The sequence below is a fragment of the Nonomuraea glycinis genome (assembly GCF_014646515.1).
GTDB classification, from domain to species: domain Bacteria; phylum Actinomycetota; class Actinomycetes; order Streptosporangiales; family Streptosporangiaceae; genus Nonomuraea; species Nonomuraea glycinis.
Window position 1 is genome coordinate 154,699 of record NZ_BMNK01000005.1, and the last position, 21,638, is coordinate 176,336.

Genomic DNA, 21,638 nt, shown 5'->3' on the forward strand with positions numbered 1-21,638 from the left:
GCAAAGCGCACGCACAGCCCTCACCGACGAACAAGTCGCACCGATCGCAACGTTCCATGCACCTCTCCCGCCACTTGGAATGCTTAAAGCCAGACCTGGCCATCGCGTCTGCGTTATATGCCGGAACCTCGTAGGGTGTCGCTCGCCGCTGAGGGCCCCGGGCACCGATCCGTTCACGGAAGCGCGACCCGCAGGGTGAGGCCAGGTGGTGTACGACGCTAGCCGTACGTCCGCTCCGCCGCCTCCCGGCCTTGGAGGAGCTTTTCGCTCTCCTCCAACCACTGCCGGCCGTCATACCGGTTGAGTGCTGCTGAGTCGTACTCCTTGCGGTCCTCGATCGTGGAGCGGAGCGATTTGAGATCCTCGTCGACCACCATCAGGCCCGGCAGGTTCTCCGTGATGGGCGGGGGGATCATGTCAAGAACCTCGAGGAACAGGGGGTTCGCCGTCCGGAGAAAAGTCCTGGTCCGGCTGTCCGCGGTGGTGCCGAGATCGAGGAGCTCATCCCAGTAGGGACGATTCGGGTCCACCGTCTCGTAGAAGTTCTTGGTGTACCAGTCGACGACTTCCAGGAACCTCTTGCACGCGGTATCCAGGGTGTCGGCCCAGGTGGCCAGGTAGATCATGTTGTCGTAGACCTGACGCAGTGCGCGCTGCGTCAGAGCGGCGGCCTCACCGCGCCATGGAGCGTCGTGCAGGTCCTGCGCCCGCAGCGGCAGGGTGTTCGCCAATTCGACCAGAGAGCCGACCAGCAGATCGAGGAAGGTCGGGATACCTTCCTCCCAATCGGCAGAGGGCCGGTGGAAGCTCGTCATCGCCGTTTCGGCGGACTGCCACTCGACGCCGTCATCGACCACCGACGGCAGCGGGTCGGTACCGTTGGGGTAGAAGCCGCTCGGACCATTCCAATGAATGGCAGGCCGCTCTCCGAGCCGGTCGGGAGGCCGCACCCCACCAGAGCCCGCCTCCATGAAGGGCATGTCGCCGAGCAGGGGATTATCTACAAGATCATACCTGGTGCAGGCTCGTTCGATCAGGACTCCGGCCGTACCGATCTCCGCGTTCAGGTCGTTCCAGAAAACGGAGGCCGACAGGCCGGCGCTGTAGAGACACCTGGCGAGTTCGTGAGGAAACTTCCAGGGGAAACCCACAGGGAGTTGAGCATACGTGTGCAGGGGTGTGTCGAGTCCGTCGTGCGCCAGTTCGATGAGCTTGCCGGAAACGGCCCGCACACCCCTTCGGTCGATCTCGAACCCATCAATTCCGGATCCGTTCGCCCCCGCCGTGTAATCAGGCCCCGGCCAAGGTCCGATCTCGGGACTCATTTCTCACCCGGACCACTGGTCGGTACGCGTCGCTCCGGCTCGTACATCGAGACTCCGATCATCGGTGAGGCAGCTCACACTACGAAGATCCCTCACAGCGCGCAACGCTGGGTGTACGCCCGGCGCGTGTACTACGCGGCACCGGGGGCGAGCTCCGCCCCGGTTCCCCGGAGGTCGCGTGCGGAGAGCGCGGTCCGGTAGACCGCGACCGTCTCCGTCGCGGCCCTCGCCCAGCTCAGTCGCTCCCTGACGAACCGTTCCCCGCTCTGCGCGAGAGCGTGGCGGGCCGGCGGATCCTCGATGAGGTCGATCACGGCGTCGGCGATGGAGCCGGGGTCGGCGCTGCGCGCGAACCGCACGGCGGGGTCGGCGGGATCGCCGAGGAAGATCTGGGAGAACCCGTCGCCGAGGATCGTCGGCCTGGTCAGGGCCATGGCCTCGGTCGCAACGAGGCCGAACGGCTCGAAGAGCGAGGGGAAGACGCAGAGGTCGGCCAGCTCGTAGTACTCCAGCAGCGCCGCGCCGTCGACGAACCCACCGGAGGTGAGGACACGCCCGTCCAGTCCGGTGTCCGCGACGATCCGCGCGACCCCGGCCTCGTCCCCCTCGCCGACGATCACCAGCCGGAGCCGGGGGAGTGCGACGGTGATCTTCCCCATCGCCTCCAGCAGTTGGTAGATCCCCTTCTGCCGTTCGATGCGGCCGACGAAGAGCAGCACCGGGTCGCCGTCCGCGATGCCGAGACGGGCGCGCAGCGCGGCGGCGCCGGAGCGGAGCGCGGCCCGGTCGACACCGGCGAGCCGCCGCTCGAACGTGCCGCCCAGGCAGACCACGTCGATCGTGTCCCGGTTCCACCCGGCGGCGGCGAGCTGCTCGCGCACCTCCGGGGTGGCGACCACGACGCGGCGGGCGATCCGGGCCAGCCACCGCTCGACGGCCGCGAACACGTTGAGCGGGTCGGTGATGCTGCGCTGCGGCGCGACTCCGTACTCGGTGGTGTGCACGTGGAAGACGACCGGCAGCCGCAGCAGGTAGTGGCACAGCAGGGCGGCCAGGAAGTTCGTCGAGTCGTGCACGGCGACCAGGTCGGGCCGCTCGCCGGGGGCCAGCCGCCGCAGCCGCAGGACGTAGCGCCAGTTGCTCACCACGACGTTCACCGCCAGCAGGACGAACTCGGCCGGGTGCGTCCGGTTGAGCCTGCGGCGGCGGCCGATCGCGCCGAGCAGGCGGCCCAGCGGCCGGTAGACGGTGACGCCGTCGCGCCGCTCGTGCACCGGCAGGCGCCCGTCGTTCAGCGTGAACACGGCCATCCGCAGGTCGCCGGTCAGGTGCGGGGTGATCTCCTCGATGTAGCGGCCGAGCCCCGCGGTGATGTTGGGCGGGAACTGGTTGATGATGTGGACGACTTTCACCGTTCGACCTCCGAAGGACGCGCTCGGTACACCCGGGCCGCGGTGGCGGCCACGACGGTGACCAGGACGAGATTGGTCAGCGCGAACGCCACCAGGCCCCCGGTCAGGCCCTGCCAGGAGATGAGCACCGCCTGGCAGGCGAGCGCGGCGGGCGAGGCGATGGCCAGGCAGGCGATGAGCACCTTCGCGCCCCGCACCCCGTCCATCGACAGGGCGAAGAGGTAAAGATTGAACACCGTGTGGACGCCGATCCCCACCGCCGACAACGCCATCAGTCCGGGCGCGTACGGATACTCCGCGCGCAGCACCAGGAAGAACAGTGCGCTCGCGGCGAAGGAGAAGACCGCCGTGGCCACCGCGATCGCCGGCGCGAGGCGGCCGATCCGCCGCAGTGCCGCGACCTTGTCGGCCGTCGCCAGCACGGGCAGCAGCACCAGCCCGATCCCCTCGGTGAACACCACGCCGAGCAGCCGTTTCGGGAAACCGTTGTAGACCGAGTACACGCCGACGTCGCCGCCGGAGGCCCAGTGGTTGAGGAAGATCACGTCCACCCCGAACAGCACGGCGGTGAAGGCGGCGATGACGCTCATGTAGGCGCCGTGTCTGAGCAGCGAGCGGGCCAGGGACACCGACCAGGAGCGCGGGACGACGTCGAAGCCGGCCACGGCCACGAGGGCGAAGACGACGTTCGTGACGATCAGCGCGACCAGGTAGACCTCGGCGTCCCGGATGCCCGCGACCAGCAGGCAGTAGGCGGCCGTGGCCAGGTAGACGACGGCGACGACGAACTTGAGCCCCGCCACGAACGCGAACTTCTTCAACCCGCGCAGGAAGCTCTCGGTCAGCTGGTTCACCGTCAGCGACAGGGCCAGCGCCAGCGCGAAGCAGAGCGTACGGACGTCGACGCCGAGCAGGTGGGTCAGCAGCGGGGCGGCCGGCAGCATGACGGCGATCAGGCCGCCGCCCAGCGCCAGCGTGGTGAACAACGCCGTCGTCACCAGGGCGGGCCGGTCCGGCGGCGCCGCCCTCGGCAGCTCCTGGAACATGACGTAGTTCAGGTTCAGCAGCATGCCGACGGTGACGATCAGCGCGATCGTCAGCACGAGGGTGAACCGGCCGAACGCCGCCGCGCCGATCCCCCAGGCGATGACGAGCGTGGTCGCCGCGGCCGTGCCGCTGGCGGCGATGCTCACCAGCGTGGGCCAGACGGCCCAGCCGCGGCCGCCGAACAGCCGCGCCATCCGGTCGCGGAGCGCGGACGTCACCGGGCCACCTCCGCGTACGCCGCGAGCGTGGTCTCGGCCGTGCGCGCCCACGAGTAGCGCGCGCGGACGTGCTCGGCGCCGCGCCGGGCGAGCCCCGCCGCGTGCTCCGGGTCGTCCAGGCAGCGTGCCAGGGCCGCGGCCAGCTCCTCGGGCTCTCCGGTACGGCAGCGGACCGCGCCGTCGCCGACCACCTCCGGCGAGTATCCCGGCCCGACCACGACCGGCCGCCCCAGCGCCATCGCCTCGACCGCGACCAGCCCGAACGGCTCGTACGACGAGGGGAAGGCACACACGTCGGCGGCCAGGAAGTGCGCGAACACCTCGGGCGGGTCCAGGAACCGGTAGCCGGCGACCACGTGCTCGCCGACGCCTTCGCGCTCGATCAGCCGGGCCACCTCCGCGTCGTCGCCGCTGCCGACGAGCACCACCCGCAGGTCGCCGCGCTCGCGGAGCAGCGCCGGCACCGCCTTGATCAGCGTGTGCACGCCCTTGTGCGACGACAGGCGCCCGGCGAAGACGACCAGCCTTCCGGCGCCGCCCGGCAGGTAGCCGGCCCTGACCTTCGCGCGGAGCCGGTCGCGCTCGGCGCCGGACAGCCCGGCCAGCCGTACCAGCTCGGGATCCTCGAAGCCGTGCGGCACCACCCGCAGGCGTCCCGGCGGCCAGCCGCGCGCCACGAGCTCGTCCCGCATGCCCGCGCTCGGCACCACGATCAGGCTCGCCAGCCGGGCCATCGCGTTCTCCAGCGCGGTGATGCCGGCGGTCACGGCGGTGCGGCGCGCCCCCGGGGCGGTGTTGTGCTCGCAGGTGTGCACGTGGAACACCACCGGCATCCGCCCGGCCGACCGGCACAGGATCCCGGCGATGCATCCCATCCAGTCATGCACCGCCACGACCGCCCCGGAACGTCCGCCGGCCCGCAGGATCCGCGCCGCGACCCGCACATTGAAGGCGACCAGCCCGGCGATCCTCCGCAACGGGCGATCGGCCTGCCGAGGCCGGCCGGTCACGCCGTACACCTCGATGGGGACGCCGGAGTCACGCAGGGCGGGAAGGATCCGCTCGGCGTAGCGTCCCAGACCGCCGACGACGTGCGGCGGGACCTCGGTGCAGACGACGTGGCAGCGGCGCGGCCGGGTCAGTCCGGGCACCGCTGGTACGCCTGCCGGGCGAAGTCGAGGTCGTCCGGGGTGTTGACGCCACGGGCCTCGGCGGGGTCGCCGACCGGCACCACGGTCACCGGCCGGTCGCGGACCTGCGACAGGTACGGCAGGAACGGCAGGAAGTTGACCTCACCGGTGGCCGCACCCGGGGCGGCGTCGAGCAGGTAGCCCGCCCACGCCTCCGGCAGCCCGTCCGTGCCGAGGCCGAACACGCCGACGTCGCTGAGCCCGCCGGGCCGGCAGTCGTCCCCCTCGCGGGACATCCGCACCCTGACCAGGGCTGATCCGTCCAGCTCGTACTCGACGTACGGCTCGGGCATCGGCACCAGCGGGAGGGTGAGGCCGTCATGGCCGGCCTGCACCACCTGCCGTACGGTCGCCGCGGACAGGTTCACCTGGTCGCCCCAGACCACCAGGATCCGGTCGTACCCCTCCCAATGCGCGGCGGCTCCGAAGATCGCGTCGCCCATGCCCGTCGGCCGCGCCTGGACGCTCACCGAGACGGCGCCGCGCTCGATCTCCTCGGCGGCGAGGCGGCGGAACGGGATCTCACCCGCCGGGGAGACCACCACGTGGACGTGCTCCACCCAGGGGCCCAGCCGCCGGTGCAGCAGGTGCCACACGGTGACGCCGTCGGCGACCTCCAGCATGATCTTCGGGATGCCGAGGCCGAGCCTGGTCCCGCTCCCGGCCGCCGGGATCACCGCACAGACGCGCTGGTCACTCACTGCCACTCACTCCCTGGTCGAGGACGTCCGCGATCTCGTCCAGATCCCGTACCTGGGCCGCTCCCGCGGCCGGTTTCACCGCGTTGACCTGCAACGTCACCAGTCCGGCGCCGACGGCGGAGGCGACGCCGTGCGCGGAGTCCTCCAGGGCCACGGCGTCGTCCGGGTCGACGGACCAGAGCGCGCAGGCGTGCCGGTAGAACGCCGGGTCCGGCTTGCCCGACGGGACGTCGTCCCCGGTGAGCACGCCGCTGAAGTAGCCGCCCAGCGAGCACGCCGCAAGGACCCGCTCGACCGACCCCCTGCTGCCGCTGGTGACCAGGTAGGCCGTGCGGCCGCCGCTGGTCAGGTGGTCGAGCAGCCGCCGCGCGCCGGGGAACACCGGCACCCGGCCCGCCGCCACGTACTCCCGGTACAGCCGCTGCTTGCGCCGGACCAGCCGGTCGGCCACGTCCCCGCCGACGCCCAGGCCGGCCACCACCTCCCGGGTGGTCGCCCCCGCGTGCGCGTCGTACCGGAAGGAGCCGAGCGCGGACGGCGCCAGTTCCCCGATCGCGGCCCGGAACGCGGCCGCGTGCACGGGCGCGGAGTCGACGAGCGTGCCGTCCAGGTCACAGAGCCAGACCCGCCGCCCGGCGACGAGCGCCGCCGGGCTCATCGGGCCCTCGCCGGCGCGGCCTCGTCGGCGATCTCGGTCAGTGCGCGTACGGTGCGGGGGCCGCAGTGGACGCCGGGTCGTTCGGCGTCCTCCAGGTCGGCGGTGACCCATCGGGCGCCCGCCCAGACGCCGCCGGCGACGACGTCGGACGGCACCCCCGGCGCCTCGGGTGCGCGGTGGCTGAGGACGTGCGTGACGGTGCCGCGCTCGTTGCCCGGGTCGCCCAGGTAGGACAGGGTACGGCCGACCAGCTCGGGCGCGCTCAACCCTTGGACGTCGTGGTCGTCGCGGGTGTTGACGACGAACACCTTGGCCGCGGCCCGGCTTTCGGCGATCGCGTCCGCGATCCCCGGCGTCAGGTAACTGGGCAGCAGTGACGAGTGCGGCGTGCCGGGCCCGTACAGGAGAAGGTCGGCGTCCCTGATCGCGTCCCCGGCCTCCGGGCTCAGCGAGACCGGGGCGCGCAGGCCCGCCAGGATCCGCCGCACCTCCTCGACGGGTCGCGCCGCCAGCTCGGCCCGGCGCTCGGCGGTGACCGGCTCGCGGAGCAGGAACAGCTCGGTGATCGCGGCGGCGTCCTGCGGCGCGACGATGTCGGCCTCGTCGGCCAGGAGCCGGCCGTCCTGCTTGAGCGCGACCAGGAACGCGTTCTCGCCGCTGGTCACGTTCACCAGGCCGAGCGGTGAGGCGAACGTCCGGGCGCACGCGCGTACCGCCGCGTTGAAGTCCTCGCCCAGCCGGAGGTACGCGCCGGCGAACACGAGGTTGCCGAGTGCGCAGTCGGTCAGGTCGAGCCCGTCGGGGTGGCTGTCGAGCTTGCGCAGGAAGGCGGCCAGGTCCCGCGTGATCGCGGTGCGGGCCTCGGCCGGGAGGGCGGGGAACGCCGGTTCCGCGACCAGTTCGCCGAGCTCCTCCCGCGTGGTCCCGGCCGCGAGCCGGTGCTCCAGCACCGAGCGGAGCGCGGCCTGCCGCGGGTCGCGGTCGTCGAGATGGACCAGGAGGTTCTTGCGGAAGTCCGACGGGCCGAGCATCCCGGGCAGGTAGCTCCGCAGCGCCCCGGTGGACCGCCCGTTGTCATAGCCGTTGATCACCAGGGTGAGGTCGATCCCCGGCGTGCGCAGCAGGCCGCGCGCGATGCTGGCCCCGCCGCGCCCGCCGCTGAAGAGGGTGACGGCGGTGCGGTCGCTCATCGGGACCGCTCCGTCAGATCGCGTGCCGGTTCCCGCGGCGCCTCCGGGAGGCGGAGCACACCCCGGCGTAACAGCCACCGGCGGTAGCCGAGATAGCCCACGAACAGGGCACGGTCCCGCGCGCCGCGCCAGAACCGCCACCCTCGGGCGCCGCCGCCGCGCTCCCGGTGCTCGATCGGGATCTCCACCCAGGTACGGCCGAGCTCCGTGACCCTGGCGGTGATCTCGGTCGAGCAGTTCATCCCGCCCGACTCCAGGGCCAGGGCGCGCAGCAGCGGGCCGCGTACCACCTTGAAGATCGAGTTGTAGTCGCGGTACCGGGTGCCGTGCAGGAGGTTGCTGACCGCGCCGCTGGCCGCCGAGCCCCACCGGTACGCGATGCCGTCGGCCTTCCTGATGCGGGCGCCGGAGAAGGCGTCCGCCTCGCCGGCCCGTACCCGGTCGAGGAACGCGTCCAGGTTGGCGATCGGGAACTGCCCGTCGGAGTCGAGCAGGACGACCCAGTCCAGCCGGGTGTGCGCGATGGCGGCGGCGATGGCCGCCCCGGCGCCGCGGTTCGCGGCGAAGTCGACGACGACCAGCTCGGGGCAGCTCTTTCGCAGCTCCGCGAGGATCTCGCCGGTCGCGTCGATGCTGCCGTCGTTGCAGACGACGATCTCCCAGGCGCCGATCGCCGGGTGCCCGGCCAGATACTCCCGCCATTCGGTCACCGCCGCCGCGATGTTCGCCGCCTCGTTGTAGGCGGGCGCCGCCACCGAGATGTCGACGGTCGGCGGTACGTCGTAGGTGTCCAGCTTCGCCTCCTCGTGGTGTGTCAGCGGCGGCCCGCCGGCGTGGGCGTCCCGTTCCCCATCAGGCGGGCGATCCAGCGGTCCAGCGGGAGCAGGTTGATCCCGACGACGATCGGCACGTGCGCCAGCGTGAACAGCACGGCCCCGCCGAACGAGATCGGCCCGCCGGTGATCACGTTGATGTGCGGCGCGTCGATGACGGCGGGGATGTCGACCGGGTTGACGAGCTGCCACATGACGTCGAGGAGCCCCGAGAACACGATGACGATGCCGCTGATCGCGATCTTCAGGCAGCGCCCGGGGCTGCCGCCGCCGATGCGGAAGGCGGCGGCCACGGTGAGCACGATCCCGGGATAGAGCAGCAGGTAAAGGTGGGTGTAGAAACTGTCGCCCTCTGTACGCGCGGTGTCGCCGTAGTAGAAGTAACTCACCCTCGGGATCACGTACGCGGTGAAGAACACGAACGGGACGTACAACAGCCAGTGCAGCCGCTCCGACACCCACGGGAAGAACGCGATCGCGCAGCACAGGAAGGCGAAGGCGACCAGTTTGACGCCGAGCTCCCAGGCGGCGCCGATCTCCCGGCCGTGCGGGGTGGCCAGCCAGACGAACCCGAAACCGAGCGCCCCCAGGAGGAGGGCGATCCACCACAGGTGCGGGGCCCATCGGGAGGGGCCGGGGTTCTCCGTGTCCGCAGGGGGTGACGGAGACTGCGGTGCGTCGCCACGGACCGTCATGAAGCTCCGCGTCTCCCGTCTGACGTTGTCCCTCAAAAGCTGGCGATCTGGATAAATGCATCGAATCCGGATTTATGCCGAGATACCCGGCATTACGCCTTCCCCGAAGTCCACACATTCCCCGCCAACATTCCGAATTGGGACCCTATACGTTCCCCTGCATAGATGGCGAGAGGTCCGTGGATCTCCACCCGGGAGACCTCCGAGGATCGGCCCCTGGCGCCGATCGCTCATTCGATCAGGGGGTGGCCGCGCAGAGAGCCGGCGCGCCCGCCCGATCGGCTTGGTGAACCCTAGTATGGCGGAATGCGTCGAAGTAGACTTAGACGGAATTTGCTGTAGTGGATGTGGGGGAGACATGATGAGGACGAGCCTGCTTGCCAAGCCGGACGACGTGGTCGACCGCGACCGGGAGTGGGGTCTGCTCGCGGAGTTCCTCACTGACCCGGATCCCGCGATGCGGCTCGGGATCGTGTCCGGGCGTCGGCGGCACGGGAAGTCGTACCTTCTCCAGGCTCTGTCCGAGCAGGTCGGCGGCCTGTACGTGACCGCGGTCCGGGAGGAGGGGCGGCTGCCCGCGATCCGGCGGTTCAGCGACGCGGTCGCCGCTCATGCCGGTCTGCGGCCCGGAAGTCTGCGCCTGACGGACTGGCGTGACGTCCTGTCCAACGCCCTTGAGGTGGTCGCCCGTTCGCCTCACCCGCTCCTGGTGATCGACGAGTTGCCGTACCTGCTCCAGCACTCGCCTGAGATCCCGGGGCTGCTCCAGCAGTCGTACGACGAGCGCCAGCGCGGGACCCGCTCCGGTGCTGGGCCGGGTCCGCGGCTGATCCTGTGCGGCTCCGCGATGAGTGTCATGCACGAACTGCTCTCAGGGACCAAGCCGCTGCGGGGTCGGGCCGTGGTCGATCTACGGCTCGGGCCCTTCGACTACCGGGACAGCCGGACCTTCTGGCAGATCAGCGATCCGCTGACCGCGCTGAAGGTGCACGCGGTGCTCGGCGGGGCGCCCGGCTATCGGCCGGTGGCCGGGCGGCCGCATCCGGACGACGGCTTCGACGCCTGGCTCACCCGGACGTTGCTCGATCCGGGCAGAGCGGTCTATTCGCGTACCGAGACCGAGTATCTGCTGCGCGAGGACCCGAGGATCACGCAGCACACGCTCTATTACGACATCCTCACCGCGATCGCGCAGGGCGCCGGCACGCCCAGCAAGATCGGCGCCGCCCTGGAACGCCCGCGCAACGCCGTCGCCCATCCGCTGGGTGTGCTGGAGTCGACCGGTTACATCCGGCGCGAGCAGGACATCCTGCGCGCCCGGCATCCGGTCATCACCCTCGCCGACCCGGTCATCCGCTTCAACCAGCTCATCACCCTCCCGCAGGCCGCCGCCGTGGAGCAGGGCTTCGCCGAGCAGGTGTGGCAGCAGTCCGCCCCGACCTTCAACTCCAAGATCCTCGGGCCGCACTTCGAGGACCTGGCCCGCGACTTCACTCGCCGTTACGCTCATGCCTTGCTGTCCGGCGGACTGCCCGGTCCGGTCGGCACCACCGAGGTCGCCGACCCGGTCGCTCGGACGAAGCATGAGGTCGACGTCATCGCCCTGGCCGCGGGCGAGCGCCCGCAGGCGCCCCGCGCGAGGATCGCGCTCCTGGGGGAGGCCAAGGCGACCGTCGCCCGCCGCGGGACCGGTGACCTGGAACGCCTGGAGCGCATCCGCGACCTGCTCACTGATCAGGGGTACGACACCGCCGCCACGACCCTGGCCCTGTACTCCCTGCACGGCTTCTACCCGGACCTGGTGGAACTGGCCGACCGGCGCGACGACCTCCTCCTGGTCGACCTGCCCGCCCTCTACGGAAGGTGACGGTGGGGCTGGGGCCCCAGGACAGGATATCGACTCTGCGTTGGTATCATCCCGACAGGGCGTCGGGAAGTGAGACCGTGGCGCCACGGAAAAGGGGCTTTCCATGCACATGATCATGAACCGCATCGACGTTCCCGCCGAGGACGCCAAGGCGTTCGAGGCCACCTTCATGGAGAGCATGCGCGCCACGCTCGACGGCGTGCCCGGCCTGCGGCGCAGCTCCCTCCTGCGTCCCACCGAGGAAGGGCAGCCCTACGTGTCCACGATGGAGTTCGACTCCCGTGCGGGCTTCGTCGCCTGGCTGCGCTCCGACTCGTTCAAGGCCGCCCACTCCGACCGGGAGGCGCCCGGCATGAACACCTCTTCCGCCATCGAGCAGTACGAGGAGATCGGGACGATCACCGGCTGACAGCGGCCCACCGGGCTCCTGGGCCGCCGCGCCGGCTCAGGGCGTCGTGCTGTCCGGGGTGCGTACGAAGGGTTCGAGCAGGGTTCGGGCGGATTCCCAGACGGTTTCCGGGTCGGTGCCGGATTCGATCAGCCGGGATCCGACGAACACGATGGCGTTGATCATTTCTGCGGTCTCGGGCACGGTGGGGATGCCGAGGGTGCGTAGTGTCTCGGCGAGTGGTTCCAGGAGTTGCTGATGCATGGCGCGGCTCTGTTCGGCGACGTTGTCGCCGGGTGCGACTTTCGCGAGGACGGTGGCCAGTGCGTGTTCGCCTTCGGTGATGAGTTGGAAGTTGGTCAGTACGTAGGCGAGTACGCGGTCGGCGGGGGTGGTGGCGGCGTCCATCGCGGCGGTGACCCGAGCCGACCAGCGGGGGAAGACGTCCTGCACCACCGCGTTGAGGAGGTCTTCTGCTGAGCGGAAGTATTGGTAGAGGCTGGGCCGGGCCAGTCCGGCGCGTGCGGCGACCCGGGCCAGTGTCGGTGGGCGGCCGGTCTCGGTGAGGATGTCCCTGGCCGCGTCGAGCAGTGCGCGCTGCTGGGCGGCCCGGTGCTCGGCCACGGTCGGCGCCTGGATGCGTGGCACCTGCCCTCCTCTACCCTGGTCGGTCTACTGCGACAGTCTCCCATCCACCATCGACAGGACGCGGTCGCAGTGGCCGAGCACGTCGTGCTCAGACGAGCTCTGTCTTGTAGAAGATGCTGGCCAAGCGCGCTCCCGAGAGGCCCGAGGCCAGGCCGAGGCACAGGCGCGGGGCGCCGGAGACGATCTGGATGGCCATGCCCTCCGGCTCGCGGTAGTCCAGGGACTTGCCGGCCACGCTGCGCGCGCGCTGGATCTGCTGCCCGGTACGCAGGTCGAGACTGGTGACGTAGGTGTTGCCCGGCGCTGGGTTCGCGTCACCGTAGGCGTTGCCGGTCAGGATGTAGGCGAAGTCCCCGTAGGCCGCGTACCCCTGGAAGGTGCCCAGTCCGGACGGCTGGGCCACGTCGTGCAGGGGCTCGGGCGTGCCCGACTTCACCGCTGACAGCGCGTACACCGCGAAGCGGAACGCGCTCCCGTCCCAGTAACGCATGATCAGGCGGTCGGTCGAGGGATCGATCGCACAGGTGGTGTTGGTCGCGCCGGCGATGAGCGTGTACTTGGTGAGCGCCGTTGACGACGTCGTCAGCGTCTGGCCGTTGACGAACTTGAACCTTGCCAGCCTGGTGCCCCGGGAGCTGCCGTCGTCGCTCACCCCGTCGGTCTCCGTCCACAGGTAGGCGGCGGCCCCCGACGGCTCGACGCCGATCTGGACGCCGTGGCCGAAGCCCTGGAGGTACATGTGGCCGAGAATCGCACCGGTCAAGCTCAGCTTGGTCAGGCACAGGTGACCGGCGGCATTCGAGCCGCTGCCGTTCCGGACCTGGACCGTGTAGATGTGTCCGTGGACGTTGTCGATGGTGAACGACTGCATGACGGTCTCGTCGTACAGGGCCTTCTTCCAGATCAGCGAGGTCGAAGGGGCGGTCAGGTCGAACCGGCCCGCCGCACCGGCAGCGGTCGCGGCCGCCGGCGCCAGCGCGGCCGTCGCGGCGACCCCGGCGCCGAGCTTGAGGAGTCCTCTGCGGGTAACGGGCCCATGAAGTGTCATCTCGACGTCCGTTCGCTCAGCGAGCTTTCGTGATCACCTTTACTTTAGGTCGAACATGATCGAACGCCAGGCGGACCGTTCAGCGCAGGGGGCGGAAGAAGGCGCGGATGTCGGTGACCAGGAGGTCGGGGGCCTCCATGGCGGCGAAGTGGCCGCCGCGGTCGAACTCCGACCAGTGCACGACGTTGTCGTTCTGTTCGGCGACGCGGCGGATGCCGGCGTCGCCCGGGAAGACCGCCACCCCCGTCGGGACGCGCGAGGGCCCCAGCGGCTGCGACCAGTCCATCGCGCCGTCCTTGTACAGGCGGGCGGCGGAACCGGCCGTGCCGGTGAGCCAGTAGACGGTGACGTTGGTGAGCAGCTGGTCGCGGTCGACGGCGTCTTCGGGGAGCTCGGCGGCCGGGTCGGTCCACTCCTTGAACTTCTCGACGATCCAGGCCAGCTGCCCGGCCGGGGAGTCGTGCAGGCCGTAGGCCAGGGTCTGCGGACGGGTGGACTGGATGGCCGAGTATCCGGAGCGGTCGCCGGTGGGGAAGCCCAGGGCTCCGTTGACGTGGACGCCCACGACCTGATCGGGTGCGATCCGGCCCAGGACGGGCGAGATCAGCGAGCCGGTGTCGCCGCCCTGGGCCCCGTAGCGGGCGTAGCCGAGCCGGTGCATCCACTGCGCCCACGCCCGTGCGATCCGCTCCAGGCTCCACCCGGTGCTGCGGGCAGGGCCCGAGAACGCGAACCCGGGCAGGGACGGCGCCACCACGTGGAAGGCGTCGGCGGGATCGGCGCCGTGCCCGCGTGGATCGGTGAGCGGGCCGATGACCTTCATGAACTCCACGATCGAGCCCGGCCAGCCGTGGCTGAGGATCAGCGGGAGCGCGCCGGGCTCGGGGGAACGCACGTGCAGCGCGTGCAGCCGCTCCCCGTCGATCACGGTCGTCACCTGGGGGAACCGGTTCAGTTCGGCCTCGTGGACGCGCCAGTCGTACGCGGTCATCCAGTGGTCGGTGAGGCTCTTCAAGTAACCGACGGGCACGCCGTACGACCACGCGGGGGCCGGTGCGTCGTCGGGCCAGCGGGTGCGGGCGAGTCTCGCGCGCAGGTCGTCCAGATCGGCCTGCGGTATCGCGATGCGAAACGGTCGCAGCGCGGTGTCTCCTGGCATGCGGTGCTCCTTGCGCTCCGGCGTCGGTGACGTACGGTCGCGATCACCCAGCCGCCGGGACTCCTGGCGCCGGCGCGGGAGGCTCCTGCTCCCGGGGCTCCGCCGACGCTATGGTACGGCCGAGGTTGACGGCGGGAGCCGGGGCGCCGGGACGGCCAGAGCGGATGCCCGACCGGCCGCCGAAGCGTCACACAGGCAGGCCCGCTCTGTCGGCTTCGGTGAACAGGAGGGTGGGTTCGGCGACGATGTCGCGGCCCGTCTCGCTCTTGTAGATCGCGTCGACGCTGCCGAACCTGGCCTCGGCGTAGTCGAAGCCGAGGAGCGACGCGCCCCGGCGGACCGTTGCCTCGTCCGGGCCTTCGATCTCGACGAAGGTGGGCAGGCCGGGCCAGGTGTCGATGTCGAAGACGAGGTCGTCGAGGCGCCACTCCTCGCGGTAGTTCTCCTGGTAGCGGACCTCGCGCAGGCCGAGACCGCGCAGGATGCCGGCCATGGCGAGGGGATCGGCGACCTCGGTCTCGATCTCGGTGGTGCCGTCGATGACGGTGGCGTCCGTGACGTGCTTGAGCGTGAGAGTGGTGCGGGTCCCTTCGTCGCGCAGGCGGAGCCACTGGCCGCTGCCGAGGGTGTCGTTCTCGAAGATCTTGCGGGTGAGGAGGGTGCGGGGGAATGCCTGGACGGCGCCCAGGGCGGTCAGCTTGGTCCGGAGATCGGCGACGTCGACGGACAGGAACGTGGCCTCGTACTCGTGCTTCATGGATCTCCCTCGCTCGGAACCTGGGTGACGGCGCGGCGTGCGGGCCGGGAGCGGCCCATTCTCCCGGGCAGGTACGGCCGGAGCGCGTCCGCCGGAATAGGCCAGCCGAAACCGGGCATGGGACGCACCATGTCAGGAAGGGGCTGGTTGGCCCGCTGGCCGGTGATCCGCCAGCTCAGGGGCCAGGACGGCAGGAGCGACGCCGTACGGTCGCCCCGTACGGACGCGCTGCGCCCGCGCACCGAGGACGCCGCCACGGTGGCGCGCTCCATCTGCCCCTACTGCGCGGTCGGCTGCGGCCAGCTCGTCTACGTCGAGGACGGCAAGGTCACCCAGATCGAGGGCGATCCCGACTCGCCGATCTCCCGGGGGCGGCTGTGCCCCAAGGGGTCGGCCAGCAAGCAGCTCGTCACCCATCCGGGCCGTCAGACCCAGGTGCTCTACCGCAGGCCGTACGGCACCGGCTGGGAGCGGCTCGACCTGGACACCGCGATGGAGATGATCGCCGACCGGGTGGTGCGCACCCGGCGGGAGACCTGGGAGGAGACCCACGAGGGCAAGGTCGTGCGGCGCACGATGGGCATCGCCAGTCTGGGCGGGGCGACGCTCGACGACGAAGAGAACTACCTGATGAAGAAGCTCTACACCGCCCTCGGCGCCGTCCAGGTGGAGAACCAGGCCCGTATTTGACACTCCTCCACCGTCCCCGGTCTGGGGACCAGCTTCGGGCGTGGCGGCGCGACGACCTTCCAGCAGGATCTGGCGGAGGCGGACTGCATCGTCATCCAGGGCTCCAACATGGCCGAATGCCACCCCGTGGGGTTCCAGTGGGTGGTGGAGGCCAAGGCGCGGGGGGCCAGGGTGTTCCACGTGGACCCGCGTTTCACCCGGACCAGCGCGCTGGCCGACCGGTATCTGCCGATCCGCGCGGGCAGTGACATCGTGCTGCTCGGCGCGCTGATCAATCACGTGCTGGCGAACGAGCTGGACTTCCGCGAGTACGTGCTGGCCTACACGAACGCCGCCACCCTCGTGTCCGAGGACTTCCGTGACACCGAGGACCTCGACGGCCTGTTCTCCGGCTGGGATCCGGAGACGGGCACCTACGATCCGAGGAGCTGGGCGTACGAGCCCGTAGGTGAGCAGCCGTCGGCCGAGCAGGCGGAGGGCGGCCGCCGGGACGCCGAGGCGGCCGGGGCGGACACGTACGGCGCGGGCGGGCCGGCCGCGCACCCGAGCCCGCGCACCGACCCGACGCTGACCCACCCGCGCTGCGTCTACCAGATCCTGAAGCGGCACTTCGCCCGCTACACCCCGGAGCTGGTCGAGCAGCTGTGCGGCATCCCGCGCGACGGCTTCGCCGAGCTGGCCGAGGCCGTCACCGCGAACTCCGGCCGCGAGCGCACCACCGCCTGGGTCTACTCCGTCGGCTGGACCCAGCACACCGTCGGCGCGCAGTACATCCGCACCGCCTCGATCCTGCAGCTCCTCCTCGGCAACATGGGCCGGCCCGGCGGCGGCATCCTGGCGCTGCGCGGGCACGCCAGCATCCAGGGCTCGACCGACATCCCGACGCTGTTCAACATCCTGCCGGGCTACCTGGACATGCCGAACGCCCACCGGCACGGCGGCCTGGACCACTACCTGGAGCTGGAGGGCGGCACGACGGGCTTCTGGGGCAACCGGCGCGCCTACCTGGTGAGCCTGCTCAAGGCGTGGTGGGGCGAGGCCGCCACCGAGGCGAACGACTTCTGCTTCGGCCACCTGCCACGCATCACCGGCGACCACGGCCACTACACCACCGTGATGGGCCAGATCGACGGCACCGTGAAGGGCTACTTCGTGGTGGGGGAGAACCCCGCCGTGGGCTCCTCCGGCGGCCGGGCGCAGCGCCTCGGCCTGGCGAACCTCGACTGGCTCGTCGTCCGGGACCTGACCCTGGTGGAGACGGCCACGTTCTGGCTGGACGGGCCGGAGCTGGAGACGGGCGAGACGCGCACCGAGGACATCGGCACCGAGGTGTTCTTCCTGCCCGCCGCGAGCCACGTGGAGAAGGAGGGCACGTTCACCAACACCCAGCGGCTGCTCCAGTGGCGGGAGAAGGCGCTCGACCCGGTCGGCGACCGCCGCAGCGAGCTGTGGTTCTACTACCACCTCGGCAAGCTGATCAGGCAGCGGCTGACCGACGACGAGATCGACCGGCCGGTACGCGAGCTGACCTGGGACTACCCGGAGCACGGCGTACACCGGGAGCCCTCGGCCGCGGCGGTGCTCCGGGAGATCAACGGGGTCGGCCCCGACGGGCGGGCCCTGTCGACCTCCACCCAGCTCCGGGCCGACGGCTCCACCACCTGCGGCTGCTGGATCTACTGCGGGGTGTACGCCGACGAGGTCAACCAGGCCGCCCGCCGCCGCCCCGGCCGGGAGCAGAGCGCCGTGGCGCCTGAATGGGGCTGGGCGTGGCCGGCCAACAAGCGCATCCTGTACAACCGGGCCTCCGCCGACCCCGAGGGCCGCCCGTGGAGCGAGCGCAAGGCGTACGTGTGGTGGGACGCCGAGCGCGGCGAGTGGACCGGGCACGACGTGCCCGACTGCGAGATCGGCAAGCCGCCCGGCTACGTGCCGCCCGAGGGCGCCTTCGCCCAGGCCTCGCTCGCCGGGACCGACCCGTTCATCATGCAGTCCGACGGCAAGGGCTGGCTGTACGTCCCGACCGGGCTCGTCGACGGCCCGCTGCCCACCCACTACGAGCCGCACGAGTCCCCGGTCGGCAATCCGCTCTACAGCCAGCAGGCCAATCCGGCCAGGCACACCTACCACCGGCCTGAGAGCCCGTACAACGCGCCGGGGGGTCGCTTCCCTTACGTGCTGACGACGTACAGGCTGACCGAGCATCACACGGCGGGCGCGATGAGCCGGCCGCTCGCCTACCTCGCCGAGCTGCAGCCCGAGCTGTTCTGCGAGGTGTCGCCGCGGCTCGCGGAGGAGCTGGGGCTGGTCAACGGCGGCTGGGCGACGATCGTGACCAGCCGCGCCGTCGTGGAGGCCAGGGTGCTGGTCACCGGGCGGGTGCGGCCGCTGCGCGTCGGGGGCAGGGTCGTCCACCAGGTGGGCCTGCCGTACCACTGGGGATGGGGCGGCGGCGGGCTGGTCACCGGTGACGTCGCCAACGACCTGATGCCGCTGGTGCTCGACCCGAACGTCTACATCCAGGAGAGCAAGGCCATGACCTGTGACGTGCTGCCGGGCCGCCGGCCGAGAGGCCCGGCGGTGCTCGACCTGCTGGAGAGGTACCGCGATGGCTGAGCGGATGGGGTTCTTCACCGACACGAGCATCTGCATCGGGTGCAAGGCGTGCGAGGTGGCCTGCAAGGAGTGGAACCAGCTCCCCGACGACGGCTTCGTCTTCGAGGCGACCTCCTACGACAACACCGGCACGCTGGGCGCGAGCACCTGGCGGCACGTCGCGTTCATCGAGCAGTCACGGCCGGTGGCCGCCGGCGGTGACGACGGCGTGGATCGGTGGCTGATGTCCTCCGACGTGTGCAAGCACTGTACGCACGCCGCCTGCCTGGACGTCTGCCCGACCGGGGCGCTGTTCCGGACCGAGTTCGACACGGTGGTGGTGCAGTCCGACGTCTGCAACGGGTGCGGCTATTGCGTGCCCGCCTGCCCGTACGGCGTGATCGACCGGCGGGAGGACGACGGGCGGGCCTGGAAGTGCACGATGTGCTACGACCGGCAGCTCGGTGGCCTGGAACCGGCCTGCGCCAAGGCGTGCCCCACCGACTCGATCCAGTTCGGGCCGCTCGACGAGCTCCGGGCGCGCGCCGAGGAGCGGGTGACCCGCCTGCGCGCCGACGGCAACACCGAGGCCCGCCTGTACGGCGAGAGCCCCGACGACGGGGTGGGCGGGGCGGGGGCGTTCTTCCTGCTGCTGGACGAGCCCGAGGTGTACGGCCTGCCGCCGGATCCGGTGGTGACCACGCGTGACCTGCCCGCCATGTGGCGCTGGGCGGGCGCGGCGGCGCTGTCGGCGGTGGGCGCCGTGGCCCTCGCCTTTCTGGGCACGGGAGAGCGGCGGTGACGCGCGAGCGGGCCATGGTGCCCGAGGCGGAGTTCCGGTCCTACTACGGCCGCCCGGTGATCAAGGCGCCCATCTGGCACGAACCCCACATGCCGACATATCTGTATTTGGGGGGTTTGTCGGGAGTTTCGTCCTCGATGGCCGTCATGGCCCGGCTGACCGGCCACCCCCGCCTGGCCCGCACCGCCCGCGTCGCGGCGGCGGCCGGGGCGGCCCTCGGCGCCGGGCTGCTCGCCGCCGAGCTGGGCAGGCCCGCACGGTTCCTCAACATGCTGCGGGTCTTCAAGCCCACCTCACCGATGAGCGTCGGCTCATGGATCCTCGCAGCCCAGGGCGGGCTGTCAGCCATCGCCGTGGCCGGCGACCTGGCTAGCGACCTGCCGAAGACCGGTGGCCGGGCGGGCCGTCTGCCGGGCGCCGGTGGTTCGGCGGGCCGTCTGCCGGTGGCGGCTGGTTTGGCGGGCTTCCTGTCGGGTGCCGGTGGCTTGGCGGGCCGTCTGCCGGGGGCTGGTGGCTTGGTGGGTCTCCTGCCGGTGGCCGGTGATGCGGCGCTCCTGGCGACCGGGGTGACCGGGCCGCTGACCGCCACCTACACCGCCGTCCTGATCGCCGACACCGCCGTGCCCGCCTGGCACGAGGCGTACCGGGAGCTGCCGTTCCTGTTCGCGGGCAGCGCGATGGCCGCCGCCGGGGCGGCCTGCATGCTCGGCACGCCCCCGGCCCACGCCGGTCCGGCCCGCGCCGTGGCCGCGCTCGGGGCGGCCATGGAGACGGTCGCCGGGCAGGTGCTGGAACGCCGGCTCGGGTTCATCGGCGAGCCGTACCGAACAGGGCGGGCCGGTCGGCTCATGCGGGCCGCGCGCGTCCTGACGGTCGGCGGCGGGCTGCTCGCCGTGGTGGCCGGCCGCGGCCGCACCCTCACCGCCCTGTCCGGGCTCGCCCTGACGGCGGGCTCCCTCTACACCCGCTTCGGCATCCTCGAAGCAGGCCGCGCCTCGGCCGCCGACCCCAAGTACACCGTCGTCCCCCAACGCCGCCGCCTCGATGCACAGTCCTCGCCCGACCGTGGCTCGGACGCGGGGGCGGCGCAGCCGGCGAGCTGACGGTCAGTTCGGGCCGTGTCCCGTCGGGTCAGCGTCCAGCTCGGGCTGTGTTCTGTCCGGTCAGCGTGCTGCTCGTTCAGCGTAGGCGTAGGTGAGGGCCCGCCAAGGGGATCAGCTCGCCGATGATCGGTGCGCCCGGGAGGTCGCCGGCGACCAGGAGGCCGCCCGAGGTCTGGGCGTCGGCGAGGAGCAGCAGCTCGTCCTCGCCGAAGCCGCCCGGGTCGAGCCAGGGCCGTACCCAGTCGAGGTTGCGGCGGGTGCCGCCGCTCACGTAGCCGTCGCGCAGCGCCTCCCGGGCACCCTCCAGGTACGGCACCGCCGCCACGTCCACCACCGCCGTCACCCCACTGGCCCGGCCCAGCTTGTACAGGTGCCCGAGCAGGCCGAACCCGGTCACGTCCGTGGCGCACTCCACCCCGGCGGCCAGCGCGGCGCGGGCGGCGTCGCGGTTCAGCGTGGTCATCGCGGTCACCGCCTGCGGGAACACCTCGCCCGTCGCCTTGTGCCGCGCGTTCAGCACCCCGATGCCGAGCGGCTTGGTCAGCGAGATCGGCAGGCCGGGCCGGGCGGCCCCGATACGCAGCAGCCGCGCCGGGTCGGCCAGGCCGGTGACCGCCATGCCGTACTTCGGCTCCGGGTCGTCCACGCTGTGGCCGCCGGAGACGTGGCAGCCCGTCTCCCGCGCCACGTCCAGGCCACCGCGCAGCACCTGTCTCGCCAGTTCGAGCGGCAGCCGCTCCCGGGGCCACCCGAGCAGGTTCACCGCCACCAGCGGCTCCCCGCCGACCGCGTACACGTCGGACAGGGCATTGGCCGCCGCGACCCGTCCCCAGTCGTACGGATCGTCCACCACGGGCGTGAAGAAGTCGGCGGTGAGCACGACCGCCCGGCCCCCCTCGATCCGCACCACGGCGGCGTCGTCCCCGTCATCCAGACCGATGACCAACTCTCCGACGCCGGTCGCGGGGGGAGGTGTGAACCCGGCGTCGGCACGGGTGTGCGGCCGGGAACCAGGCCTGGCATCGGTGCGGATGGCGGGGGGAAGTGGAGTGATGAGGTCGGCGACGATGGATTCGAGCTCGCCGGGTGGGATCTTGCAGGCGCAGCCGCCGCCGTGGGCGTACTGCGTCAGGCGGGTCGGATTCGCGGGTGTCGTGGCCATCATCACGGAGCGTAACTACCCCGCTGTGGGTAGGTTCTCCCGTGGAGGTGTCTGGGCGCCTGGTGGCCCCCGCGGTCTTCAAAACCGACGAGGTCGAGGTCCTCGGCCTGGCGGGTTCGATTCCCGTCCGCCTCCGCTTATGTTCGGAAT

General features: G+C 71.3%; 19 protein-coding genes and 1 tRNA gene. 6 read left to right on the forward strand and 14 right to left on the reverse strand.

Annotation, left to right across the window (positions count from 1 at the left end):
• Window positions 1–218 precede the first annotated feature (218 nt).
• From IEY87_RS16655 to IEY87_RS16695, 9 genes are all read right to left on the reverse strand, one after another.
• Window positions 219–1,325 (reverse strand): hypothetical protein, encoded by a 1,107-nt coding sequence (locus IEY87_RS16655; protein ID WP_189139578.1) that lies wholly within the window; start codon window positions 1,323–1,325, stop codon window positions 219–221.
• 131 nt (window positions 1,326–1,456) lie between these two features.
• A complete protein-coding gene (locus tag IEY87_RS16660; RefSeq protein ID WP_189139579.1) occupies window positions 1,457–2,737 on the reverse strand; it encodes a glycosyltransferase family 4 protein in 1,281 nt (426 codons plus the stop codon).
• Window positions 2,734–4,002, reverse strand: coding sequence for an MATE family efflux transporter (locus IEY87_RS16665; protein ID WP_225277062.1), 1,269 nt, complete (start codon window positions 4,000–4,002; stop codon window positions 2,734–2,736). Before IEY87_RS16665 ends, IEY87_RS16660 begins: the two co-directional genes overlap by 4 nt.
• Window positions 3,999–5,153, reverse strand: coding sequence for a glycosyltransferase family 4 protein (locus tag IEY87_RS16670; protein WP_189139580.1), 1,155 nt, complete (start codon window positions 5,151–5,153; stop codon window positions 3,999–4,001). The genes IEY87_RS16665 and IEY87_RS16670 overlap by 4 nt, the downstream gene beginning before the upstream one ends.
• Complete coding sequence (locus IEY87_RS16675; RefSeq protein WP_225277061.1) at window positions 5,141–5,893, reverse strand: NTP transferase domain-containing protein; 753 nt, start codon at window positions 5,891–5,893, stop codon at window positions 5,141–5,143. Before IEY87_RS16675 ends, IEY87_RS16670 begins: the two co-directional genes overlap by 13 nt.
• Window positions 5,886–6,551: an HAD family hydrolase gene (locus tag IEY87_RS16680; RefSeq protein WP_189139581.1), complete on the reverse strand. Its 666-nt coding sequence runs from the start codon at window positions 6,549–6,551 to the stop codon at window positions 5,886–5,888. Before IEY87_RS16680 ends, IEY87_RS16675 begins: the two co-directional genes overlap by 8 nt.
• Window positions 6,548–7,741, reverse strand: a complete 1,194-nt coding sequence (locus IEY87_RS16685; RefSeq protein ID WP_189139582.1) for a 2-phospho-L-lactate transferase CofD family protein — start codon at window positions 7,739–7,741, stop codon at window positions 6,548–6,550. The genes IEY87_RS16680 and IEY87_RS16685 overlap by 4 nt, the downstream gene beginning before the upstream one ends.
• Window positions 7,738–8,496: a glycosyltransferase family 2 protein gene (locus IEY87_RS16690; protein WP_225277060.1), complete on the reverse strand. Its 759-nt coding sequence runs from the start codon at window positions 8,494–8,496 to the stop codon at window positions 7,738–7,740. Before IEY87_RS16690 ends, IEY87_RS16685 begins: the two co-directional genes overlap by 4 nt.
• A 59-nt stretch (window positions 8,497–8,555) precedes the next feature.
• A complete protein-coding gene (locus tag IEY87_RS16695; protein WP_225277059.1) occupies window positions 8,556–9,269 on the reverse strand; it encodes a hypothetical protein in 714 nt (237 codons plus the stop codon).
• Window positions 9,270–9,627: 358 nt separating this feature from the next.
• On the opposite strand from IEY87_RS16695, the gene IEY87_RS16700 reads away from it, so the two are divergent.
• Entirely contained in the window at window positions 9,628–11,136 is a 1,509-nt protein-coding gene (locus IEY87_RS16700) for an ATP-binding protein (protein WP_225277058.1), read from the forward strand.
• 103 nt (window positions 11,137–11,239) lie between these two features.
• Complete coding sequence (locus IEY87_RS16705) at window positions 11,240–11,545, forward strand: antibiotic biosynthesis monooxygenase family protein (RefSeq protein WP_189139583.1); 306 nt, start codon at window positions 11,240–11,242, stop codon at window positions 11,543–11,545.
• Window positions 11,546–11,581: 36 nt separating this feature from the next.
• Here the strand turns inward: IEY87_RS16705 and IEY87_RS16710 are convergent, their stop codons facing one another.
• From IEY87_RS16710 to IEY87_RS16725, 4 genes are all read right to left on the reverse strand, one after another.
• On the reverse strand, window positions 11,582–12,172 hold the full coding sequence (locus tag IEY87_RS16710) for a TetR/AcrR family transcriptional regulator (RefSeq protein ID WP_189139584.1): 591 nt from the start codon (window positions 12,170–12,172) through the stop codon (window positions 11,582–11,584).
• An 88-nt stretch (window positions 12,173–12,260) separates the two neighbouring features.
• The gene (locus tag IEY87_RS16715; protein WP_189139585.1) at window positions 12,261–13,220 is read right to left on the reverse strand and encodes a phage baseplate protein; all 960 of its coding nucleotides are present in this window, start codon (window positions 13,218–13,220) and stop codon (window positions 12,261–12,263) included.
• 79 nt (window positions 13,221–13,299) lie between these two features.
• Window positions 13,300–14,379: an epoxide hydrolase family protein gene (locus tag IEY87_RS16720; RefSeq protein ID WP_189139586.1), complete on the reverse strand. Its 1,080-nt coding sequence runs from the start codon at window positions 14,377–14,379 to the stop codon at window positions 13,300–13,302.
• A gap of 187 nt (window positions 14,380–14,566) precedes the next feature.
• Window positions 14,567–15,136, reverse strand: a complete 570-nt coding sequence (locus IEY87_RS16725) for a class IV adenylate cyclase (RefSeq protein ID WP_189139587.1) — start codon at window positions 15,134–15,136, stop codon at window positions 14,567–14,569.
• Between the two features lie 129 nt (window positions 15,137–15,265).
• Here IEY87_RS16725 and fdh point away from each other — a divergent pair, with 129 nt between their 5' ends.
• The 3 genes from fdh to nrfD are packed head-to-tail and all read left to right on the forward strand — an operon-like array spanning window position 15,266 to window position 20,326.
• Complete coding sequence (gene fdh, locus IEY87_RS16735) at window positions 15,266–18,442, forward strand: formate dehydrogenase (RefSeq protein WP_225277057.1); 3,177 nt, start codon at window positions 15,266–15,268, stop codon at window positions 18,440–18,442.
• Window positions 18,435–19,223: a 4Fe-4S dicluster domain-containing protein gene (locus IEY87_RS16740; protein WP_189139589.1), complete on the forward strand. Its 789-nt coding sequence runs from the start codon at window positions 18,435–18,437 to the stop codon at window positions 19,221–19,223. The genes fdh and IEY87_RS16740 overlap by 8 nt, the downstream gene beginning before the upstream one ends.
• Complete coding sequence (nrfD, locus tag IEY87_RS16745) at window positions 19,220–20,326, forward strand: NrfD/PsrC family molybdoenzyme membrane anchor subunit (protein WP_225277056.1); 1,107 nt, start codon at window positions 19,220–19,222, stop codon at window positions 20,324–20,326. Before IEY87_RS16740 ends, nrfD begins: the two co-directional genes overlap by 4 nt.
• A 76-nt stretch (window positions 20,327–20,402) precedes the next feature.
• On the opposite strand, the gene selD is transcribed toward nrfD, so the two are convergent.
• Window positions 20,403–21,488, reverse strand: a complete 1,086-nt coding sequence (gene selD, locus IEY87_RS16750) for a selenide, water dikinase SelD (RefSeq protein WP_189139590.1) — start codon at window positions 21,486–21,488, stop codon at window positions 20,403–20,405.
• A 43-nt stretch (window positions 21,489–21,531) separates the two neighbouring features.
• Here selD and IEY87_RS16755 point away from each other — a divergent pair.
• A tRNA-Sec gene (locus tag IEY87_RS16755) sits at window positions 21,532–21,625 on the forward strand.
• Window positions 21,626–21,638 lie beyond the last annotated feature (13 nt).

Excerpts from the sequence above, each read along its gene's own strand:
- IEY87_RS16680 (WP_189139581.1), bottom strand. The coding sequence starts at position 6,551 with ATGAGCCCGGCGGCGCTCGTCGCCGGGCGGCGGGTCTGGCTCTGTGAC.
- selD (WP_189139590.1), bottom strand. The coding sequence starts at position 21,488 with ATGGCCACGACACCCGCGAATCCGACCCGCCTGACGCAGTACGCCCAC.
- IEY87_RS16655 (WP_189139578.1), bottom strand. The coding sequence starts at position 1,325 with ATGAGTCCCGAGATCGGACCTTGGCCGGGGCCTGATTACACGGCGGGG.
- IEY87_RS16715 (WP_189139585.1), bottom strand. The coding sequence starts at position 13,220 with ATGACACTTCATGGGCCCGTTACCCGCAGAGGACTCCTCAAGCTCGGC.
- IEY87_RS16740 (WP_189139589.1), top strand. The coding sequence starts at position 18,435 with ATGGCTGAGCGGATGGGGTTCTTCACCGACACGAGCATCTGCATCGGG.
- IEY87_RS16695 (WP_225277059.1), bottom strand. The coding sequence starts at position 9,269 with ATGACGGTCCGTGGCGACGCACCGCAGTCTCCGTCACCCCCTGCGGAC.
- IEY87_RS16725 (WP_189139587.1), bottom strand. The coding sequence starts at position 15,136 with ATGAAGCACGAGTACGAGGCCACGTTCCTGTCCGTCGACGTCGCCGAT.
- IEY87_RS16720 (WP_189139586.1), bottom strand. The coding sequence starts at position 14,379 with ATGCCAGGAGACACCGCGCTGCGACCGTTTCGCATCGCGATACCGCAG.
- IEY87_RS16705 (WP_189139583.1), top strand. The coding sequence starts at position 11,240 with ATGCACATGATCATGAACCGCATCGACGTTCCCGCCGAGGACGCCAAG.
- IEY87_RS16700 (WP_225277058.1), top strand. The coding sequence starts at position 9,628 with ATGATGAGGACGAGCCTGCTTGCCAAGCCGGACGACGTGGTCGACCGC.
- IEY87_RS16685 (WP_189139582.1), bottom strand. The coding sequence starts at position 7,741 with ATGAGCGACCGCACCGCCGTCACCCTCTTCAGCGGCGGGCGCGGCGGG.